The following is a 17187-nucleotide window of genomic DNA, read 5'->3' on the forward strand; positions in this document are numbered from 1 at the left end:
GCTCTCTAGCCGCCGATCAGCTTCAACCCCACCGGCAGCGATTCGCCGAACACGCGACCTTCGTCGGCGTTATCGAGCGCGACGACTTCGCTGACCATCGTGATCCAGGCGCGCGGCGCGCTCGCCGCTTCGAGGCGTCGCACGACGCTCGCGCGCAATTCGTCGGCCAGGTCGCGCGAGCGATCGCCGGTCATGCGAGCGATCTGCACGGCCGCGAACGCGGCCGGGTCGACCTTCTTCCAGTCGAGCGCGAGGATTGCGTCGAGCCATTGCGCGGCGACGTCGGGCGGCACGACGCTGTGCGCGCTGCCGTAGAACGGCTGGCGCGCGCCGATCCGTCCGACCGCCCACCAGCTTTGATGGTTTTCCGCGGGCTTTTTCAGGCGCGTGAGCACCGCCTCGCCGAGTTCGATCTTGCGTCCCGCCGGAATCCGTTCGAGCGATGCGGACAGACGCACCATATCGGCAAAGCCGGTCTTCGCGACATCGAACGGCAGCTTGTGACGCGATTGCGCGGCCTTCTGCAGATAGTCCATCGCGTCGAGCACACGCAGTTGCGCGTCTTCGCCGAGACCGCCGGCCGCGCGGCGCCACAACGTCCACCATTCGGACCACACCTGGCTGTCGGTCACGTATTGAATGCCGTCGTCGAACAGCGTCCACAGTTGCTCGACGCGCCATTCGTCGAGCGGATAGCCGAAGCCGGGCCGCACGCAATAGCCGGCCAGATTCAGCCACAGCCGCTCGTGATCGGCCGAGCGGCGCCGGCGCCGCGCGCGTTCCCACAGCGCGCCGAACAGTTCGCGCAGCAATGCGCTATTCCAGCCATCGCGCGGGCCGAGCAGATGTTCGAGCTGCGCGCGCAGGCGTTTGATTTCCTTCGGGTCGACGTTATGCGCGCGGGCGCCGAAGCAACGATCGATCAGTTCGATCGCGCGATCGAGCGCGGGGTGGCGTTGCGGCGCGCCATCGGCGGACAGGTCAACTTGCGCGTCGCCATGGCGCAGCTGGAACTCGAGCAGCCAGCGTTGCGACGGATCGTCCAGCTCGATGCAATGGACGTCGAGCGTGCCGACCTCGGTCAGCGACGTCGCGATGCGCACCGCGGTTTCGCGGGCGCGCTGGCCGTCGCGTGGCTGGACGATCGTCGCGATCGGCGGCAGGCGCACGAAGTCGCCGCCCGCGAGGTCGACCAGCTCGCCAGGCTGATACGCGGTGTCCGCGCTCGACGACACCAGGTGAAAGCGCACCGGATGCCCGAGCCGCAGCGCGAACGTGCGATCCTCGATCAGAATCTCGTGACCTTCCTCGGTGCCGCGCGGCAGCAGACAGATGCCGCGTTGCGCGGGCGCTGCGTCCGGCTCGGTGACGTCTTTGCCGGCAGGCGTTTCGTCGAGCAACAGAAAATAGCTGCGCGGCGAACCGCCGCCGATTTTCGGCGCGAATCCCGCGCGCGCGAGCGTATAGGCGACCGCGCCGCGCGCGACCGCGACGTCGGGGTTGTCGTTGTGCAGCACATGGAGCGGCGCGCCGCGCCAGCCGCCGAGCGTGTCGGCGAGACGTCGCGACAGCGCGTCGGCGCGGAACACGCCGCCGTTGAGCAGCAGCGTGTCGGGAACGGGCAGGGCGGCTGTGCCGGATGCGTCCGGCGCGCCGGAATCCGCGCCCAGGGCCTTGCGCGACTGCGCGGCGAAACGCTCGAGAAAGGCCGCGATATGCCGTGTGACCGCCGCATCGGTCGCGTACGGCAGGCCGAATTCGACGATCGCGCCGCGCGGGCGGCCCGGTCGCTGATCGGCGGCCACGCGCGGAAAGAATCCATCGACGATGATCTGCTCGACCTCGGCGCGCGTGACCTGCGCGGTGCGCGCGCCGCCGATCAGCTTCGAGCCCGCGCCGAGCAACGTGACCGGCGCCGACTCGGGCGCCTGCGCGCCGAGCAACTGCTCCTTCGCGACGCGGCATCGTTCGACCAGCTGCGACAGGCTCGCCGCCGACAGCCGCTGTGGCGCCTGCGCAGCGCCACCGGTACCACCCAACAGCCGCGCCTCGACCAGATGCGCGAGCGCGAGGTCCATGTTGTCGCCGCCGAGCATCAGGTGATTGCCGACACCGACGCGTGTCAGGCGCGGCTCGCCGTCGTCGGTCAGGCCGACTTCGATCAGCGTCAGGTCCGTGGTGCCGCCGCCGACGTCGCAAATCAGCACGAGCCGGGTCTGGGACAACTCATCGGCAAGCGTGTCGCGATGCCGGAACAGCCAGTCGTAGAACGCGGCCTGGGGCTCTTCCAGCAGCCGCAGCGACGGCAGTCCCGCGAGCCGCGCCGCTTCGACGGTCAGCGCACGCGCGCCTTCGTCGAACGATGCGGGCACCGTCAGCACGACGTCCTGCTGTTCGAGCGGCGCCTTCGGAAAGTGCTGGTTCCACGCGGCGCGCACGTGCGCGAGGTAGCTCGCGCTCGCATCGAGCGGGGAGATTTTGCGCACGTCGTCGGGCGCGCCCCACGGCAGGATCGGCGCGACGCGATCGACCGACGCGTGCGACAGCCAGCTTTTCGCGCTCGCGACGAGCCGCCCCGGCACCTGCGCGCCGAGCAGCCGCGCGAGCCGGCCGACCACGGCCGGTTGCCCGGTGTCCTTGCCCTGGCCCGACGCTGCCCGAGCACCGGCGGACCACGGCAACTGCAGATCGGCCGCGCTCAGCTCGCCGTCGGCCGCCTGATAGCGCACCGACGGCAACAGCGGCCGCGCGGCGACCTCGCCGGGGCTCACCAGCTGCTCGATCTCGAACACGCGGATCTGCTGCGATCCGGCTTCCGCGTACGCGAGCACCGTGTTGCTGGTGCCGAGATCGATGCCGACGCTGTACCGCTTCATGTCAATCACGCATTCGGGTTGCCGCGCACGTCGAATTCGACTTTCCAGCGCTCGTCGGAGCCGCGCGGGATCGCCTCGAGTTCGAGCGTGCCCGCTTCGGTCACGCGCGCGTGCAGCTTCACCGGCACGACTTCACCGGCGGTACGGCCGGCCGCCGGCAGCGTCGCCTGGATTTCCTCGAGCTCCTGCAACTCCTCGGGGCTCCAGTATTCGAGCAGCGTGCCGACCTGATCCTGACGACGCACCGACGAGCCGAAGAAGCGGAAATGCACGGGCTCGCCGACGACCAGCCCGAACTCCTGCGCGGGCAGCTCGGCGTCGGTGCCTTCTTCCATGCCGAACGGCGCGACGCACAGCGCCTGCACCGGCGGCTCGAGGCCGGGTACGGCCGGCATCGCCGATTCGATCGCGATGTAGTACGCGCGCGCGGTGCCGCCGCGAATCCGCACACCGCGCCCGCGACGCACGTAGCCGTAGTAAGCCGCGCCACGCGCGACCGCCAGATCGAGGTCAGCGCCTTCGAGCAGACGCGCGCTCGCCGCGCCTTCGGCCGCGAGCCAGCCATTCAGCGTGCTCATGATGCGCTCGACCAGCAGCGTCGACTTGAACACGCCGCCGTTGAACAGCACCGCGGTCGGATGCAGGAAGCTCGCATTCTGCGCGGCCGCGTTCGCTGCGGCTTCACCGAGCCCTTCGAGTTCGGCGAGCGCGCCGACCTGACGGCCGAGAAACGCCGCCAGATGCCGCGTGATGCCCGCGTCCTGCGCATAGGGCAGGCCGAGCTGCGTCAGACCCACCCGCGCGCGGCTCACCGGACGCGCGGCGCTGTCGACCTGCGGGAAGAAGCCATCGAGGATCGTCTGCGTGAGTTCGGCGCGCGTCAGCTCGGTGCGGATCGAGCCGCCGATCAGCTTAGAGCCGCGGCTCGGCACGACGAGCGGCACGGTGTCGGTGGCGGGGTCGCTGAGCAGGGTTTCCTTCGCCGCGCGGCACGCGTAGGTCAGCGCGCGCAGCTGCCACGCGTCGGCCTGGGTGCCCTGGGCGGCGAGCTTGCGCGCGACCACGTGCGCAAGTGCGAGGTCCATGTTGTCGCCGCCGAGCAGGATGTGATCGCCGACCGCGACGCGATGCAGTTCGAGATTGCCGTCGCGCTCGATCACCGCGATCAGCGACAGGTCGGTGGTGCCGCCGCCGACGTCGACGACGAGAATGATGTCGCCGACCTTGACCTGCTTGCGCCACTGGCCGCTGCTCTTCTGGATCCAGCTATAGAGCGCGGCCTGCGGCTCTTCGAGCAGCGTCATGCGTTTGAAGCCGGCGGCCTCGGCCGCCTCCGCGGTCAGTTCGCGCGCGGCCGGGTCGAACGACGCGGGGATCGTCACCGTGACGTCCTGCTCGCCGAACGGCGCGTCCGGATGCGCGTGGTCCCATGCTTCGCGCAGGTGCGTCAGATAGCGCACCGAGCTTTCGAGCGGCGACACGCGTGTGACTTCGGGCGGCGCGTCATTCGGCAGAATGCCCGCGCGACGGTCGACGCCCGGATGGCACAGCCAGCTTTTCGCGCTCGACACGAGCCGGATCGGCGTGCCGGCGCCGCGATTGCGCGCGAATTCGCCGACTGCGAATTCGCGCTGACCGGTCCACGGCAGGTACAGGTCGCCGGAGGCCAACTCGTCGGGATGCGGCAGGTACAGGAACGACGGCAGCAGCGGCAGGCTGTCGATTGCGCCGGGGCCCGTCAGCTGGGCGATCGACAGCACCTCCTGGGTGGTTTTCTCGCCGTCGCTCGCGTGCGTGTCCACGTAGGACAGCGCGCAGTGCGTGGTGCCGAGGTCGATGCCGATGGAATAGCGTGCGTCGCTCATAGCTCCACCTCCGCCGGTGCGATGACCTTCGCGTTATGGCCGTCCGCGAGCTTCGGCAGACGCACCTCGTCGACGCGCCAGCCGCGATGGCTGATGCTGCCGCTAAACGGCGCGCTGCCGACCACGTTGCCGGTCAGACGCACCGAGCTCGCGTCGAAGCCCGCGGGCAGCGTCACGCGGCTGCCTTCGGCTTCGTCGCGCACCGGGCGGATCGTGAAGTGCTCGCGCAGCGTCGCGCGGCAGCCTTCGTGCACGAGGCGCGCGGCTGCGCCGATGTCGGCGTCGCTATAGGCCTTGATGTCTTCCTCGACGAAATCGATGAAGCGCGCGTCGCGTTGCAGCAGGCCGAGCAGTTGCAGCGCGGCGTCGGGGGTGGCCTCCTTCAGCACCGGCGCGGGTTGCGGCTTCGGTTGCGGGGTGGGGGCGGGTGCAGGGGTTGCCGCGGTGGCGGGGGCGGGCGCCGGGGCCGCGCCGAATTTTTCGCCGTTGCGCAGGCGCAGCACGTCGGCGGCGAACTCGCCATTGCCGAGAATGCGGAAAAACGTGCCCACGGCCAGCGAAATCCGGCCGAGGAAGGATGGGTTCGAATCGCTCATAAAGGCTCCTGATCTGCTCTGTTGAGGACGAGCGGTCCTCGCCGCGCCGCGTGCGCCGGGCAGCGAAGCTGACGGGCCGGGCGGGGCTGTGATGTTGCGGGTCGGCGCGCGGCCCGGGGCGCGAGCCCTGGGCGATGATGATGCAACCGCCGGGCCGCCAGACGGTCCGGGACGCTTCGCGACCGGGCCGGCCGCGCGTGCGGCGCGCGCAAAACCCGTATTTTGCCTTGCGGCGCGCCCGACGCGGGCAAAGCCGGCAATTCTAGCGGGCAATGGGGTGGGAATGGCGGGGAGTTGGGGGGGCCGGGCGGTGTGCGGAGGTGCTTTGGGAGCGGCTTTTGGCTTGGCGGCGCTGACGCGGGGCGGAGGCAGGCCAGCCTGCCGGTCTCTCCCCGCGCAGTGTTGCCGCTTACGCGATCATGCGCATGGCGGCGACGTTACGACTTTCTCGGCTCTTTCGGCACCCGCTTGCCCGATGGTGCCGGCGCGGGCCTGACCGGAGCAGCGACTTTCATGTCGGCTCGGCGCGGCGGTTGGTGCGCGGCCATCGAGCGCGCAGGCCTGACCGGCCCGGCGGTGTGTATGTCGGCGTGGTGCGGCGGTCGGTGCGCGGCTGTTACGTGCGGGGGCCTGACCGGCCCGGGAGCGTGCCTGTGGGCGCGCGGCGGCTGTCCGTGCGCGGCCATCGCCGGCGCGGGACCGGCTGGGCGCACGAGCGGCGCACGCGCGTCACCCGGATACCCCGGCAGATGACCGTCATGGCTCGCCATCACACGACGCAGTTCCTCACGGCGATGGAAAACCTCCGCGCGACGATCGCCATGCGCATAGAACTGGCGCTGCCGGACGCCGTCCCGTCCGGCGACCCATATATACGTATCGCCGCCGACAAATACCACGTCGCGGTCGACCACATTGGCGACGTACACATCGGTGGGCAACGGCTGATACGCAGTCGCGGTCACTTCGGTAGGGCGGTTCGGGGCGCTGACGAGCTGGCCTTGCCCACTGGTCACGCAGCCCGCGAGAAAGCTCGCGCACGCAGCCGACGCCATCAGCGCCTCGGTGATCTTTTTCAACTTCATTCCCCGGTTTGTCTTGTTTATTTGTCGAGCGACGCCCTTTTAACGGCCGGGCATTTTGCATCTTGAGATACGAATCGCCGATCGGGGAAATTCGTTGGTCATTGCGCAGGCGAGAACCGCGCAGGCGAAAACGCATGCGCCATTGCGCGTGCGCAGCCGGGGTCCCGATCCGCGCTTAATGGCCGTCCGGATTGCCTTCTTCAGACTTCGCGTCGTGCCAGTTCATCCGGTGCCGATTGACGGTCTCGGTATGCCGCGCGTCGTCCTCGGTGTGCAGATAAAGGCTGGTCGTATTCAGCGACACGTGGCCGAGATTGTCGCGGATCGTGCGCAGATCGACGCCGCCGTCCGCCTGATGCGAACCCGCCGTATGCCGCAGCCAGTGCGCCGACGCGCGCTCGAGTTCGTCGGCGCGATCGGCGAATTCGGGACCGCGCGCGCGTAACCACATCGCCGCGCCCGCGAAGATGCCTTTGATCGCGTCGTGAATCGCCGAGCGCGACAGGCAGCGATTGCGACCCTTGAACGGCAGCACGAGCGGGGTTTCCTCGGCGCGGGTCGGCAGCGCGGCGAGGCCATTTCGCGTCCGGTAGCTGCGCAGTTCCTGAACCAGTTCGGCCGACACGGGTACGATCCGCTCCTTGTCGCCCTTGCCGAGCGTTTCGAGCCACCACTGGTCCTGACCGTCGGCGCCGAGCCTTCTGAAGAACTGGCCCATCTGCCCGCCGGCGACCTCCGAAATGCGCATGCCTTGCAGATAGAACAGCGTGGTCAGCCAGCGGCAGCGCGCGTAGTACGCGCGCTGCGCATCGGTATCTTGCGGCAGCTGCTCGACGAACAGCTTCACTTCGTCCCACAGCGACGTCGACAGATAGCGCGTGACGCGCGGCGCCGAGCGCTTCGCGCGCTGTCGCAACAGCGCCATCGGATTGCCGCGCAGATAGCCGGCGTTGACGAGCCACGTGAACATCGCGTTCAGGATGATCAGCGCCTGGCGCTGGCTGGCTGGCGACAGCGGCCCGTTGAACGGTCGCCAGCGCGCGTCGCCGCGCGCGTACTTGCCGCCGTTCGCCGACACCCAGCGCGCGGCCGGCTGCGGATCGGCGATGAACGCCTTGAACAGCAGCAGATCCTCGTGCGTCAGCGACGACAGCGGCTTGCCGAGCTGCACGACGGCCCATAGCAGCAGCCGCTCGGCTTCCTTGCGGTAGTTGTCGAAGGTGGTCTTGGTATCGGCGTAATTGGAGAGCCACGCGCGCACGGCGTCGAGGTCGTTGCGCGCCGATAGCTGGGAGTTTTCCGCCGCGCCGCGGTTGGTGCCGTCGCGGCCATCGAGCAGTTCCGGCACGACGAGCGATTCGACGGGCTGGACGGTGGCGAGCTCAGCGTTCGGGGCAGCTTTCGGCACGGCTTTGGACACGATGCGGGAGACTCCTCGGGCGCACGCCGGTTGGCGTCATTCTGCTCCGCTCAGGCGTTGTCCGAAGCGTTTGCCTGAAAAGAAAACAGCGCCCATCTTGTTGCGGACGAAACGCGAAACCCTATCACACAGTCGGCCGCGCCTGGCGCAAAACAGCGGGGCGCGCTCAAGCTTCGACGCAGCGACGATCGATCGGCATACAGTAATGGAGCGCGCCGCGCGATTGTTGCCCGCTATAGTCGCCATCTATTACCGGCATTGCCGGATTCGAATTCTATTGAAGTTTGCCCTCGCCTATATTCGAATAGGAGTGGCGCGTCGGCCGGAGTCATCCGCGGAGTTATCCGTCAGGGACTCCGGCTGCGTTTCCTTCAACCCTGGATTTCGTGAGTGCACTGCCGAATCGTTCGGCTGACTGTCGGGTTCCTCGATCGTCAAGTTGCCACGGAAGCCTGACAGGATGACAAACGCATAACAAGTACCTTGCATGGGATTGGAGAAAGTGCTTTGCACCGACTCCGATCGACAACGGAGACATCCTCCAAAGGAGAGAACGCATGTCAAACGAAGCAAAGTGCCCGTTCATCCACACCGCCGGCGGCGGGACAACCATTCGAGACTGGTGGCCGAAGCAATTGCGCGTCGACCTGCTGAACCAGCATTCGAACCGCTCCAATCCGCTAGACAAGGACTTCAACTATGCCGAGGCATTCAAGAGCCTCGACTACGACGCGATCAAGAAAGACCTCGCCGCGCTGATGACCGATTCGCAGCCGTGGTGGCCCGCTGACTTTGGCCACTACGGACCGCTGTTTATCCGTATGGCATGGCACAGCGCCGGCACCTACCGCATCGGCGACGGCCGCGGCGGCGCAGGGCGCGGCCAGCAGCGTTTCGCGCCGATCAACAGCTGGCCGGACAACGTGAGCCTCGACAAGGCGCGCCGGCTGCTATGGCCGATCAAGCAGAAATACGGCCAGAAAATTTCGTGGGCCGATCTGCTGATCCTGACCGGCAACGTCGCGCTCGAAACGATGGGTTTCAAGACATTCGGTTTCGGCGGCGGGCGCGAGGACACGTGGGAACCGGATCAGGACGTTTATTGGGGCAATGAAAAGACCTGGCTCGGCGGCGATGTGCGCTATGGCAAGGGCGCGGCCGGCAGGGAAGACGACGAAGGCGTGCTGGTCGCCGACGAAGAACTGCACGGCACCGAAAAGAGCCGTACCGATCCGCCCGGACGCAACCTCGAAAACCCGCTCGGCGCGGTGCAGATGGGCCTGATCTACGTGAACCCGGAAGGCCCGGACGGCAATCCCGATCCGCTCGCGGCGGCGGTCGACATCCGCGAAACGTTCGCCCGCATGGCGATGAACGACGAGGAAACGGTCGCGCTGATCGCCGGTGGCCACACATTCGGCAAGACGCACGGCGCGGGACCCGCCGAGAACGTCGGTCCGGAACCGGAAGGTGCCGGTCTCGAAGAGATGGGGCTCGGCTGGCGCAACAGCTTCGGCACCGGCAAGGGTGGCGACACGATCACGAGCGGTATCGAAGTCACGTGGACCTCGACGCCGACGCAGTGGGGCATGGGCTATTTCCAAAACCTGTTCGGCCACGAATGGGAGCTGACCAAGAGCCCGGCCGGCGCGAATCAGTGGGTTGCGAAGGGCGCAGAGCCCACGATCCCGCACGCGCACGACCCGTCGAAAAAACTGCTGCCGACGATGCTGACGACCGACCTGTCGCTCCGCCTCGACCCGATCTACGAAAAGATCTCGCGGCGCTTCATGAACAACCCGGACGAGTTCGCTGACGCGTTCGCGCGCGCATGGTTCAAGCTCACGCACCGCGACATGGGTCCGCGCGCCCGCTATCTGGGCCCGGAAGTGCCGGCCGAGGAACTGCTGTGGCAGGACCCGATCCCGGCCGTCGATCACCCGCTCGTCGATGACAAGGACGTCGCGGCGCTGAAGCAGAAGATCCTCGCGTCCGGACTATCGGTGTCGCAACTGGTCACGACCGCGTGGGCCTCGGCCTCGACGTTCCGCGGCTCGGACAAGCGCGGCGGCGCCAACGGCGCGCGCATCCGGCTCGCGCCGCAGAAGGACTGGGCAGTCAACCAGCCTGCCGAGCTCGCGAAGGTGCTGAAGGTGCTCGAAGGCATCCAGAGCGAGTTCAACGGTGCGCAGTCCGGCGGCAAGAAGATTTCGCTCGCCGACCTGATCGTGCTGGCGGGGAGTGCCGGCATCGAGCAGGCTGCGAAGAACGCCGGGCAGCAGGTGACGGTGCCGTTCTCGCCGGGTCGCATGGATGCGTCGCAGGATCAGACCGACGTCCAATCGGTCGGCGCGCTCGAGCCGGTCCACGACGGCTTCCGCAACTATCTGGGCGGCAAGTTCCCGGTGGAGGCGGAGAAGCTGCTGATCGACAAGGCGCAACTGCTGACGTTGACGGCACCCGAGATGACGGCGCTGATCGGCGGCCTGCGCGTGCTGAAGGTGGGCGGTGGCAAGGAAGGCGTGCTGACGGACAAACCGGAAACGCTGACCAACGACTTCTTCCGTAACCTGCTCGATATGGGTACGGAATGGACGCCGGTGTCGGAGGCCGCGGAAACGTTCGAAGGCGCCGACGCGAAGACCGGCGAGGTCAAGTGGACGGGTACCCGTGTCGATCTGGTGTTCGGCTCGAACTCGGTGCTGCGCGCCTTGAGCGAGGTCTACGCGAGCGAGGACGGTAAGGAGAAGTTCGTGCGCGACTTCATTGCCGCGTGGGTCAAGGTGATGAATCTGGATCGTTTCGATCTCGCTTGATCCAGCCACTGCGGCGCGTGGTTCATTGCCACGCCGACGCAGTGTTCGAAGGTAGCTTTGAGTAGTCATCGAGCGCGATTGCCGGGATGCCGGCAATCGCGTTTTTTCTTCGTCTGCGTCCCAGGTATCCACTCAGACCATCTTCAACACCACCCTGAAACGCGCGTGACCGCTCAGCATCCGGTCGTAGGCCTGCGCCGCCTCGGCGAGCGGATACTCCTCGATCATCGGCTTGACGCCGGTGAGCGCGCTGAACGCGAGCGTGTCCTGCGAATCGGCCGAGGTGCCGGAGGGCCAGCCTTGCACCGAGTTGCGTCCCATGATGAACTGCACGATCGGTACTTCGATCGGCTCCTCGGAAACGCCGACCATCACGAGCTTGCCGTTCAGGCCGAGACCGCCGAGCGTGGCGGTCATCGCTTTGCCGCTCGTCACCGTGGCGAGGATCAGCTTCGCGCCGCCCAGTGCCTGCAGCTTCTCGGCGACGTTTTCCGTTTTGCTGTCGATGTAGTGATGCGCGCCCAGTTGCTGCGCGAGCGGGGCCTTGTCCTGACCGCGCGCGATCGCCACCGTGCGAAAGCCCATCTTGCGCGCGAACTGCACGCCGAGATGACCGAGACCGCCGATACCGAGAATCGCTACCACGTCGCCGGCGCGCGCGCCGCTATTGCGTATCGCGTTGAAGGTCGTGATGCCCGCGCACAGCAGCGGCGCGGCATCGACATCGGACAGATCGTCGGGAATGCGCGCGAGCGCTTCGACCGGGGCTACCATGTATTCGGCGTAGCCGCCGTCGTAGCTGATGCCGGGGATCAGCGCGAACTTGCACAGCACGAAGTCGCCGCGGCGGCAGTGTTCGCATTTGCCGCAATGGCCGCCGTGCCAGCCGACCCCGACACGCTGCCCGAGCTGCCAGCCCTCGACACCCGCACCGAGCGAATCGATCACGCCCGCGATCTCGTGACCGGGCACGCGCGGATAATTGAGGCCCGGCCACAGCCCGTCCTTGGTCATCACATCGCTATGACAGATGCCGCAAGCCTGAATCCTGATACGCACATGACCGGCGCCCGCCTCGGGCACTTCACGTTCGACCAGTTCGAGCGGGCCGCCGGCCTGCTTTACTTCGACTGCTTTCATCGTGGGCATGATGTTCTTCCTTTCCAGTGGTGAACGGGACAAGAGGGGAACAAACTCAAACATCATAGTCCGCGCCCAGGCGGGTCGCCACAAAGAAGCCGCCGTCAATTGGCCGATGACGATGACATCCGATGTAATTGGCGCGCCGCGCGGCCGTCACTAGTCTTTCACTACGGCGCGCCGCTCGAACCGCAGTTGGCGGGATTCGCGTGGCACGCGTCCACGCGCTGAAGCAGTTCTTTTCACCCCATTAACAGGAGGGCAATACGATGAACGTCACGAGTCACGATCCGAAAGTGCAGCCGGGCGATCTCGGTAGCCTGTTGCGCTATTGGCGTGACGTTCGCGGCGTGAGTCAGCTCGATCTGTCGCTCGAGGCCGGCTTCTCGCAGCGGCAGATCAGCTTCATCGAAAGCGGGCGCAGCGTGCCGGGCCGCGACACGCTGCTGACGCTTGCGCAAACTCTCGACGTGCCACTGCGCGAACGCAATGCGCTGCTGCTTGCCGCCGGTTACGCACCGGTCTATTCGGAAGCACCGTGGAATGCGCAGGAGATGAACGGCGTGGTTCGCGCGCTAGAACGGGTCGTGCGTCAGCATGAACCGTTTCCGGCGCTCGTGATGGACCGCGACTGGAACGTGCTGATGAGCAACGACGCGGCGCCGCGCTTTTTCGACTGCTTCATCGACATGGCCGCTCGCGAAGGCCCGCGCAACATGCTGCATCTGATCTTCGATCCGCTCGGCATGCGTCCGTTCGTGGCCGATTGGGAGCAGGTCGCGCGAAGCCTGCTGCAACGCGTGTATCGTGAATCGGTGGGTCATGTCGTCGGTACCCACACGAAACGTCTACTCGATAAACTGCTTGCGTATCCCGATGTGCCGCGCGACTGGAAGACGCATCATGGCTCTTCCACGACGCCCGCGACGCTGCCAATGATTCCACTCGGCTTCATCAGCGAAGGCGTGGTGCTGCGCTATTTCTCGATGGTCACGACCGTGGGCACACCGCAAAACGTGGCCGCGCAGGAGCTTCGCATCGAATGCATGTTCCCCGCCGACGAGGCCACCGAAGCGCGCCATCAGCAGTTGCTTGCGAAGCATGCGTTGCCGCAACCTCCAATATCGGCAAACCGTGCGCCGTGATATAGCAGTGCCTTCAGTTTTTGCGCGATCATCCGAGCCGGTCAGCTTGAGCAATCCGACGCCACTCACTCTCCATGGACAACGGGCTTCTACTGAGTCCCAGGCACGCTCGATGCTCCGGCGAGATATGCGCTGATCGCCTTGCGCAATGTCCGGACGGACGACTGATCGATGGAAGTCCATCGTTCGCGCCCGTCAAAAACTGGAAGAACACAACACGAAACCGACCACCCCCTTACTGGCAGTCAGCTTCTTCGCGGCCGACGTGCAGGCAGGCGCGGGACCCTTTCTCGGCATCTATCTGCAAGCGCATGGATGGAGCCCCGACATGATCGGCACCGTGCTGACGTTGGGGGCCATCGTCAGCGTGCTCGTGACGGCTCCGGCTGGCGCGCTGGTCGATGCCATTTACCATCGGCGCGCGGTGGTGGTTGCCGCAAGCGCGCTGACGGTCGCCGCCGCGTGCGTGATCTGGCTCTCGCGCGGCTACTGGCCGATCGCGCTCTCGCAGATCGCAACGGCAGTAGCGGGCTCGGTCATGGGCACCGCGCTGATGGGACTGACGCTCGGCATGAGCGGCCGCAGAAACTTCGACCGGCAGTACGGCCGCAACCAGGTGGCGAACCACGCCGGCAACATCGTGGCGGCGGCTTTGTCCGGCGCGATCGGCTGGTGGCTCGGCATCGTCTGGGTGTTCGCGCTCGGGGCGGCGTTCGGCGTCGCGTGCATTGTCTCCGTGCTGCTGATTCCCGCGCGCGCGGTGCATCGGCACTATGCGCGCGGCCTCGCGCACGAGGACGACAAGGATCGCTCGGAGGTGCGCGCGGACAGCGTACGCGCGCTGATCCGCTGCCGCCCGTTGCTGTTGCTCGCGCTCGCGCTGGCCGCCTTCAGCCTCGGCAATTCCACGCTGCTGCCGCTTTACAGCCTTGCGCAGGCGGCGGCCCACCACAGCGACGCCAGCGCGATCACGGCGGCCAATATCATCATTTCCCAGCTCGTGATGCTGTGCGCCGCTGTCTACGCGAGCCGCGCGATCCGTCGCTGGGGTTTCTGGTGGGTCATCCTCGCGACGCTGGTCACGCTGCCGCTGCGTGGCTTGACCGCGGCGTGGATCACGGCCGAGTGGGGGATCGTGCCGGTGCAGATCTTCGACGGTCTGGGCTCCGGGCTGCAAAGCGTCGCGATACCGGCTCTCGTCGTGCACCTGTTGCATGGCAGCGGGCGGGTGAACCTCGGTCAAGGCGCAGTGAAAAGCGTGGAAGCGGCGGGCGGCTGCCTGAGTCCATTGCTCGGCGGATGGCTCGCCAGCCGCTTCGGTTACCCGACGGCCTTCATTGCGCTCGGTAGTCTCGCGTTCATCTCGCTGGCCGTGTGGATCATCCCAGGCGCGACGATCAGGCGAGCGTGCGATACGCGCCGCGACGAACTCGAAAAAATGGCCGACATCGACGTGTCGGCGTTGTTTTCGTAGTTCGGACGCAGCAGCCCGCAATCAGTCGAACCCGGGTGCTTGACGCAGATCAAGCCGCCCGCGACGCCGGGGCGCATGATGTAAGCGCGTGACGCATGGCGTACCCGCCGCCGCTAGCCGACGCATGACTCGACCGGTTTGACGCGAGAACCCCTTTGCCGCCACGCATCGTGTTTCATTCCGGCCACAGGAGAAGTCCGTCATGAAAGCACTCGTCTATCACGGTCCGGGCAAAAAGTCGCTCGACGAACGGCCGATCCCCGAACTCGCGGCGCCCACCGATGCAATCGTCAAAGTCACCCGCACGACGATCTGCGGCACCGATCTGCACATTCTCAAAGGCGACGTGCCGACCTGCGAGCCGGGCCGCATTCTCGGCCACGAAGGCGTCGGTGTCGTGCATCAGGTCGGCGACGCGGTGAGCGGGCTCGCAGCGGGCGATCACGTGCTGATCTCGTGCATCACCTCGTGCGGCCGCTGCGACTACTGCCGGCGCGGCATGTATTCGCATTGCACGACGGGCGGCTGGATTCTCGGTAACCGGATCGACGGCACGCAGGCCGAATACGTACGCATTCCGCATGCGCAAAGCAGTTTGTACCGCATTCCGGCCGGCCTCGACGAAGAGGCGCTCGTGATGCTGTCCGACATTCTGCCGACCGGCTTCGAATGCGGCGTGCTCAACGGCAAAGTTCAGCCGGGCTGCACGGTGGCGATCGTCGGCGCCGGGCCGATCGGGCTCGCGGCGTTGTTGACCGCGCAGTTCTACTCGCCGGCGCAGATCATCATGATCGATCCCGATGTCAACCGGCTCGAGGTCGCGCACCGCTTCGGCGCGACCGCTTGCGTCGACAACGCGCATACCGATGCGGTCGCGCAAGTGCTGAAGCTGACCGAATCGGTCGGCGCCGACTGCGTGATCGAAGCGGTCGGCATTCCGCCGACGTTCGAGCTTTGCCAGCAACTGGTCGCGCCGGGCGGAACGATCGCGAACGTCGGCGTGCACGGCGTGAAGTGCGATCTGCATCTGGAACAGCTGTGGGATCGCAACATCGCGATCACGACGCGTCTCGTCGATACCGTCAGTACCCCGATGCTGATGAAGACGGTCAAGGCGGGGCGGATCGATCCGACCCGTCTGATCACGCATCGGTTCAGGCTCGACGATATTCTTGCGGCTTACGACACGTTCTCCAGCGCGTCGAGCACGCGCGCGCTGAAGGTGTTGATCGAAGCGTCGTAGGCGGGGCGCGGCGAGCCGGGGCGATGGTGCGTGGCACGCGTGCGCCGCGCCGCAGACCTCTATACTGTGCGTCGTCAAAACACGAGGCCCTGTCGCCGACCCGAGGTTCCGTCACCTCGCTAAATCGGCATCGCTCGACCCGCCCATCCATGGATACTGATTTGTCGTCGCCGCGCCGCTCGCGGCTCACCCGCGTTATCGAGGTTTTCAGCGCATTTCTGAAGCTCGGGCTGACCAGTTTCGGCGGCCCGATCGCTCATATCGGCTACTTCCGGCGCGAGTTCGTCGAGCGGCGCCGCTGGCTCGACGACGAAGCCTTCACCGACCTGATCGGCCTATGCCAGTTTCTGCCGGGCCCCGCGAGCAGCCAGGCGGGATTTTCGATCGGATTGCTGCGCGCCGGGTGGGCCGGGGGCCTAGCCGCCTGGTGCGGCTTCACGCTGCCGTCGGTGCTCGTGATGCTGGCCTTTGCCGCGATCGCGCCGGACCTCGGCGGCGCGTTCGGCACGGGTGTGATCCACGGGCTGAAACTCGTCGCGGTGGCCGTCGTCGCGCAGGCCGTTTGGGACATGGCGCGGCGTCTGTGTCCCGACCGCCGCCGCGCGGCGATCGCGCTCGCATCGCTCGCATTGCTGAGTGTGCTTGGCACCGTCTACGCCCAACTGATCGTGATCGGCGCCGGAGCCGTGCTCGGTGTCGCGCTGTGCCGGACCACGGGGACGCAAGCGCCGCACGCCATTGCGCTGCGGACCGCCGATTTCCAGGTGTCGCGCACGGCAGGCATCGCCGCGCTGGTGGTGTTCTTCGCATTGCTGTTCGCGTTGCCGCTGTGGGCGGCAAGCGGAACCTCGCAAGGCTTGCGCGTATTTGACGCGTTCTATCGCTCGGGCGCGCTCGTGTTCGGCGGCGGGCACGTGGTGCTGCCGCTGTTGCAGCGCGAAACCGTCGCGACCGGATGGGTCGCGCCCAACGACTTCCTGGCTGGCTATGGCGCGGCCCAGGCGGTACCCGGACCGCTGTTCACGTTCGCGGCGTTTCTCGGCTGGATGATGGCGCTGCCACCCAGACACTGGAGCGGCGCACTGCTCGCGACAGTGGGCATCTTTCTGCCGGGTCTGCTGCTCGTGCTCGCCGCATTGCCGTGGTGGCAGGCGCTGCGCGCGCGCGCGGCGATGGCGGCGGCGCTTGCAGGCGTCAATGCCGCGGTGGTCGGCCTGCTGGCCGCCGCGCTCTATTCGCCGGTATGGACTAGCGCGGTGTTGTCGGCGACGGATTTCGCCGTCGCGTGCATCGGCTTTTTGCTGTTGCTGCGCTGGAAGGTGCCGCCGCTTGCGGTCGTCGTGCTGTGTGTCGCGGCCGGCGTTGCTCAAACCGTATGGCACCCGCTTTGACAGCGCTAAACGCGCACGGCTTTTTCACAAGCACTGATCTGCATCAAGGCTGACAGCCACGCGTCGGTTAGCCTGCAACGATGATCGCGCGGCCTCTGTGCGTTTGCCGCACCACGACGGTATCGCGCGAAACCCG

At 66.8% G+C, this 17187-nt stretch carries 11 protein-coding genes; 5 read left to right on the top strand and 6 right to left on the bottom strand.

The window, feature by feature from the left end; translation table 11 throughout:
* Positions 1 to 5: 5 nt before the first annotated feature.
* The 5 genes from AB3X89_RS32540 to AB3X89_RS32560 all read right to left on the bottom strand — a co-directional run bounded on the left by AB3X89_RS32540 (position 6) and on the right by AB3X89_RS32560 (position 7842).
* Positions 6 to 2885: an Hsp70 family protein gene (locus AB3X89_RS32540; protein ID WP_368586925.1), complete on the bottom strand. Its 2880-nt coding sequence runs from the start codon at positions 2883 to 2885 to the stop codon at positions 6 to 8.
* Positions 2882 to 4741 (bottom strand): Hsp70 family protein, encoded by a 1860-nt coding sequence (locus AB3X89_RS32545; protein WP_368586926.1) that lies wholly within the window; start codon positions 4739 to 4741, stop codon positions 2882 to 2884. The genes AB3X89_RS32540 and AB3X89_RS32545 overlap by 4 nt, the downstream gene beginning before the upstream one ends.
* A complete protein-coding gene (locus AB3X89_RS32550; RefSeq protein WP_368586927.1) occupies positions 4738 to 5337 on the bottom strand; it encodes a DUF2760 domain-containing protein in 600 nt (199 codons plus the stop codon). The genes AB3X89_RS32545 and AB3X89_RS32550 overlap by 4 nt, the downstream gene beginning before the upstream one ends.
* 437 nt (positions 5338 to 5774) lie before the next feature.
* Positions 5775 to 6422 carry a hypothetical protein gene (locus tag AB3X89_RS32555; RefSeq protein ID WP_368586928.1) on the bottom strand — a complete coding sequence of 216 codons (648 nt, stop codon included), beginning with the start codon at positions 6420 to 6422 and terminating at the stop codon, positions 5775 to 5777.
* A 175-nt stretch (positions 6423 to 6597) separates the two neighbouring features.
* A complete protein-coding gene (locus AB3X89_RS32560) occupies positions 6598 to 7842 on the bottom strand; it encodes a tyrosine-type recombinase/integrase (protein WP_368586929.1) in 1245 nt (414 codons plus the stop codon).
* A 557-nt stretch (positions 7843 to 8399) separates the two neighbouring features.
* Between AB3X89_RS32560 and katG the strand changes: the two genes are divergently transcribed.
* Entirely contained in the window at positions 8400 to 10658 is a 2259-nt protein-coding gene (gene katG / locus AB3X89_RS32565) for a catalase/peroxidase HPI (protein ID WP_368586930.1), read from the top strand.
* Positions 10659 to 10790: 132 nt separating this feature from the next.
* Here katG and AB3X89_RS32570 read toward each other — a convergent pair whose 3' ends face one another.
* Complete coding sequence (locus tag AB3X89_RS32570) at positions 10791 to 11807, bottom strand: alcohol dehydrogenase (protein WP_368586931.1); 1017 nt, start codon at positions 11805 to 11807, stop codon at positions 10791 to 10793.
* 260 nt (positions 11808 to 12067) lie between these two features.
* On the opposite strand from AB3X89_RS32570, the gene AB3X89_RS32575 reads away from it, so the two are divergent.
* From AB3X89_RS32575 to chrA, 4 genes are all read left to right on the top strand, one after another.
* Positions 12068 to 12943: a helix-turn-helix domain-containing protein gene (locus AB3X89_RS32575; RefSeq protein WP_368586932.1), complete on the top strand. Its 876-nt coding sequence runs from the start codon at positions 12068 to 12070 to the stop codon at positions 12941 to 12943.
* Positions 12944 to 13091: 148 nt separating this feature from the next.
* On the top strand, positions 13092 to 14417 hold the full coding sequence (locus tag AB3X89_RS32580; RefSeq protein WP_368586933.1) for an MFS transporter: 1326 nt from the start codon (positions 13092 to 13094) through the stop codon (positions 14415 to 14417).
* A 202-nt stretch (positions 14418 to 14619) separates the two neighbouring features.
* Positions 14620 to 15660, top strand: coding sequence for a zinc-dependent alcohol dehydrogenase family protein (locus AB3X89_RS32585; protein WP_368586934.1), 1041 nt, complete (start codon positions 14620 to 14622; stop codon positions 15658 to 15660).
* Positions 15661 to 15809: 149 nt separating this feature from the next.
* On the top strand, positions 15810 to 17051 hold the full coding sequence (gene chrA, locus AB3X89_RS32590; protein ID WP_368586935.1) for a chromate efflux transporter: 1242 nt from the start codon (positions 15810 to 15812) through the stop codon (positions 17049 to 17051).
* The last annotated feature ends 136 nt before the right edge of the window (positions 17052 to 17187 follow it).

It is taken from the genome of Paraburkholderia sp. BR14320 (assembly GCF_040948665.1).
GTDB lineage: Bacteria > Pseudomonadota > Gammaproteobacteria > Burkholderiales > Burkholderiaceae > Paraburkholderia > Paraburkholderia youngii.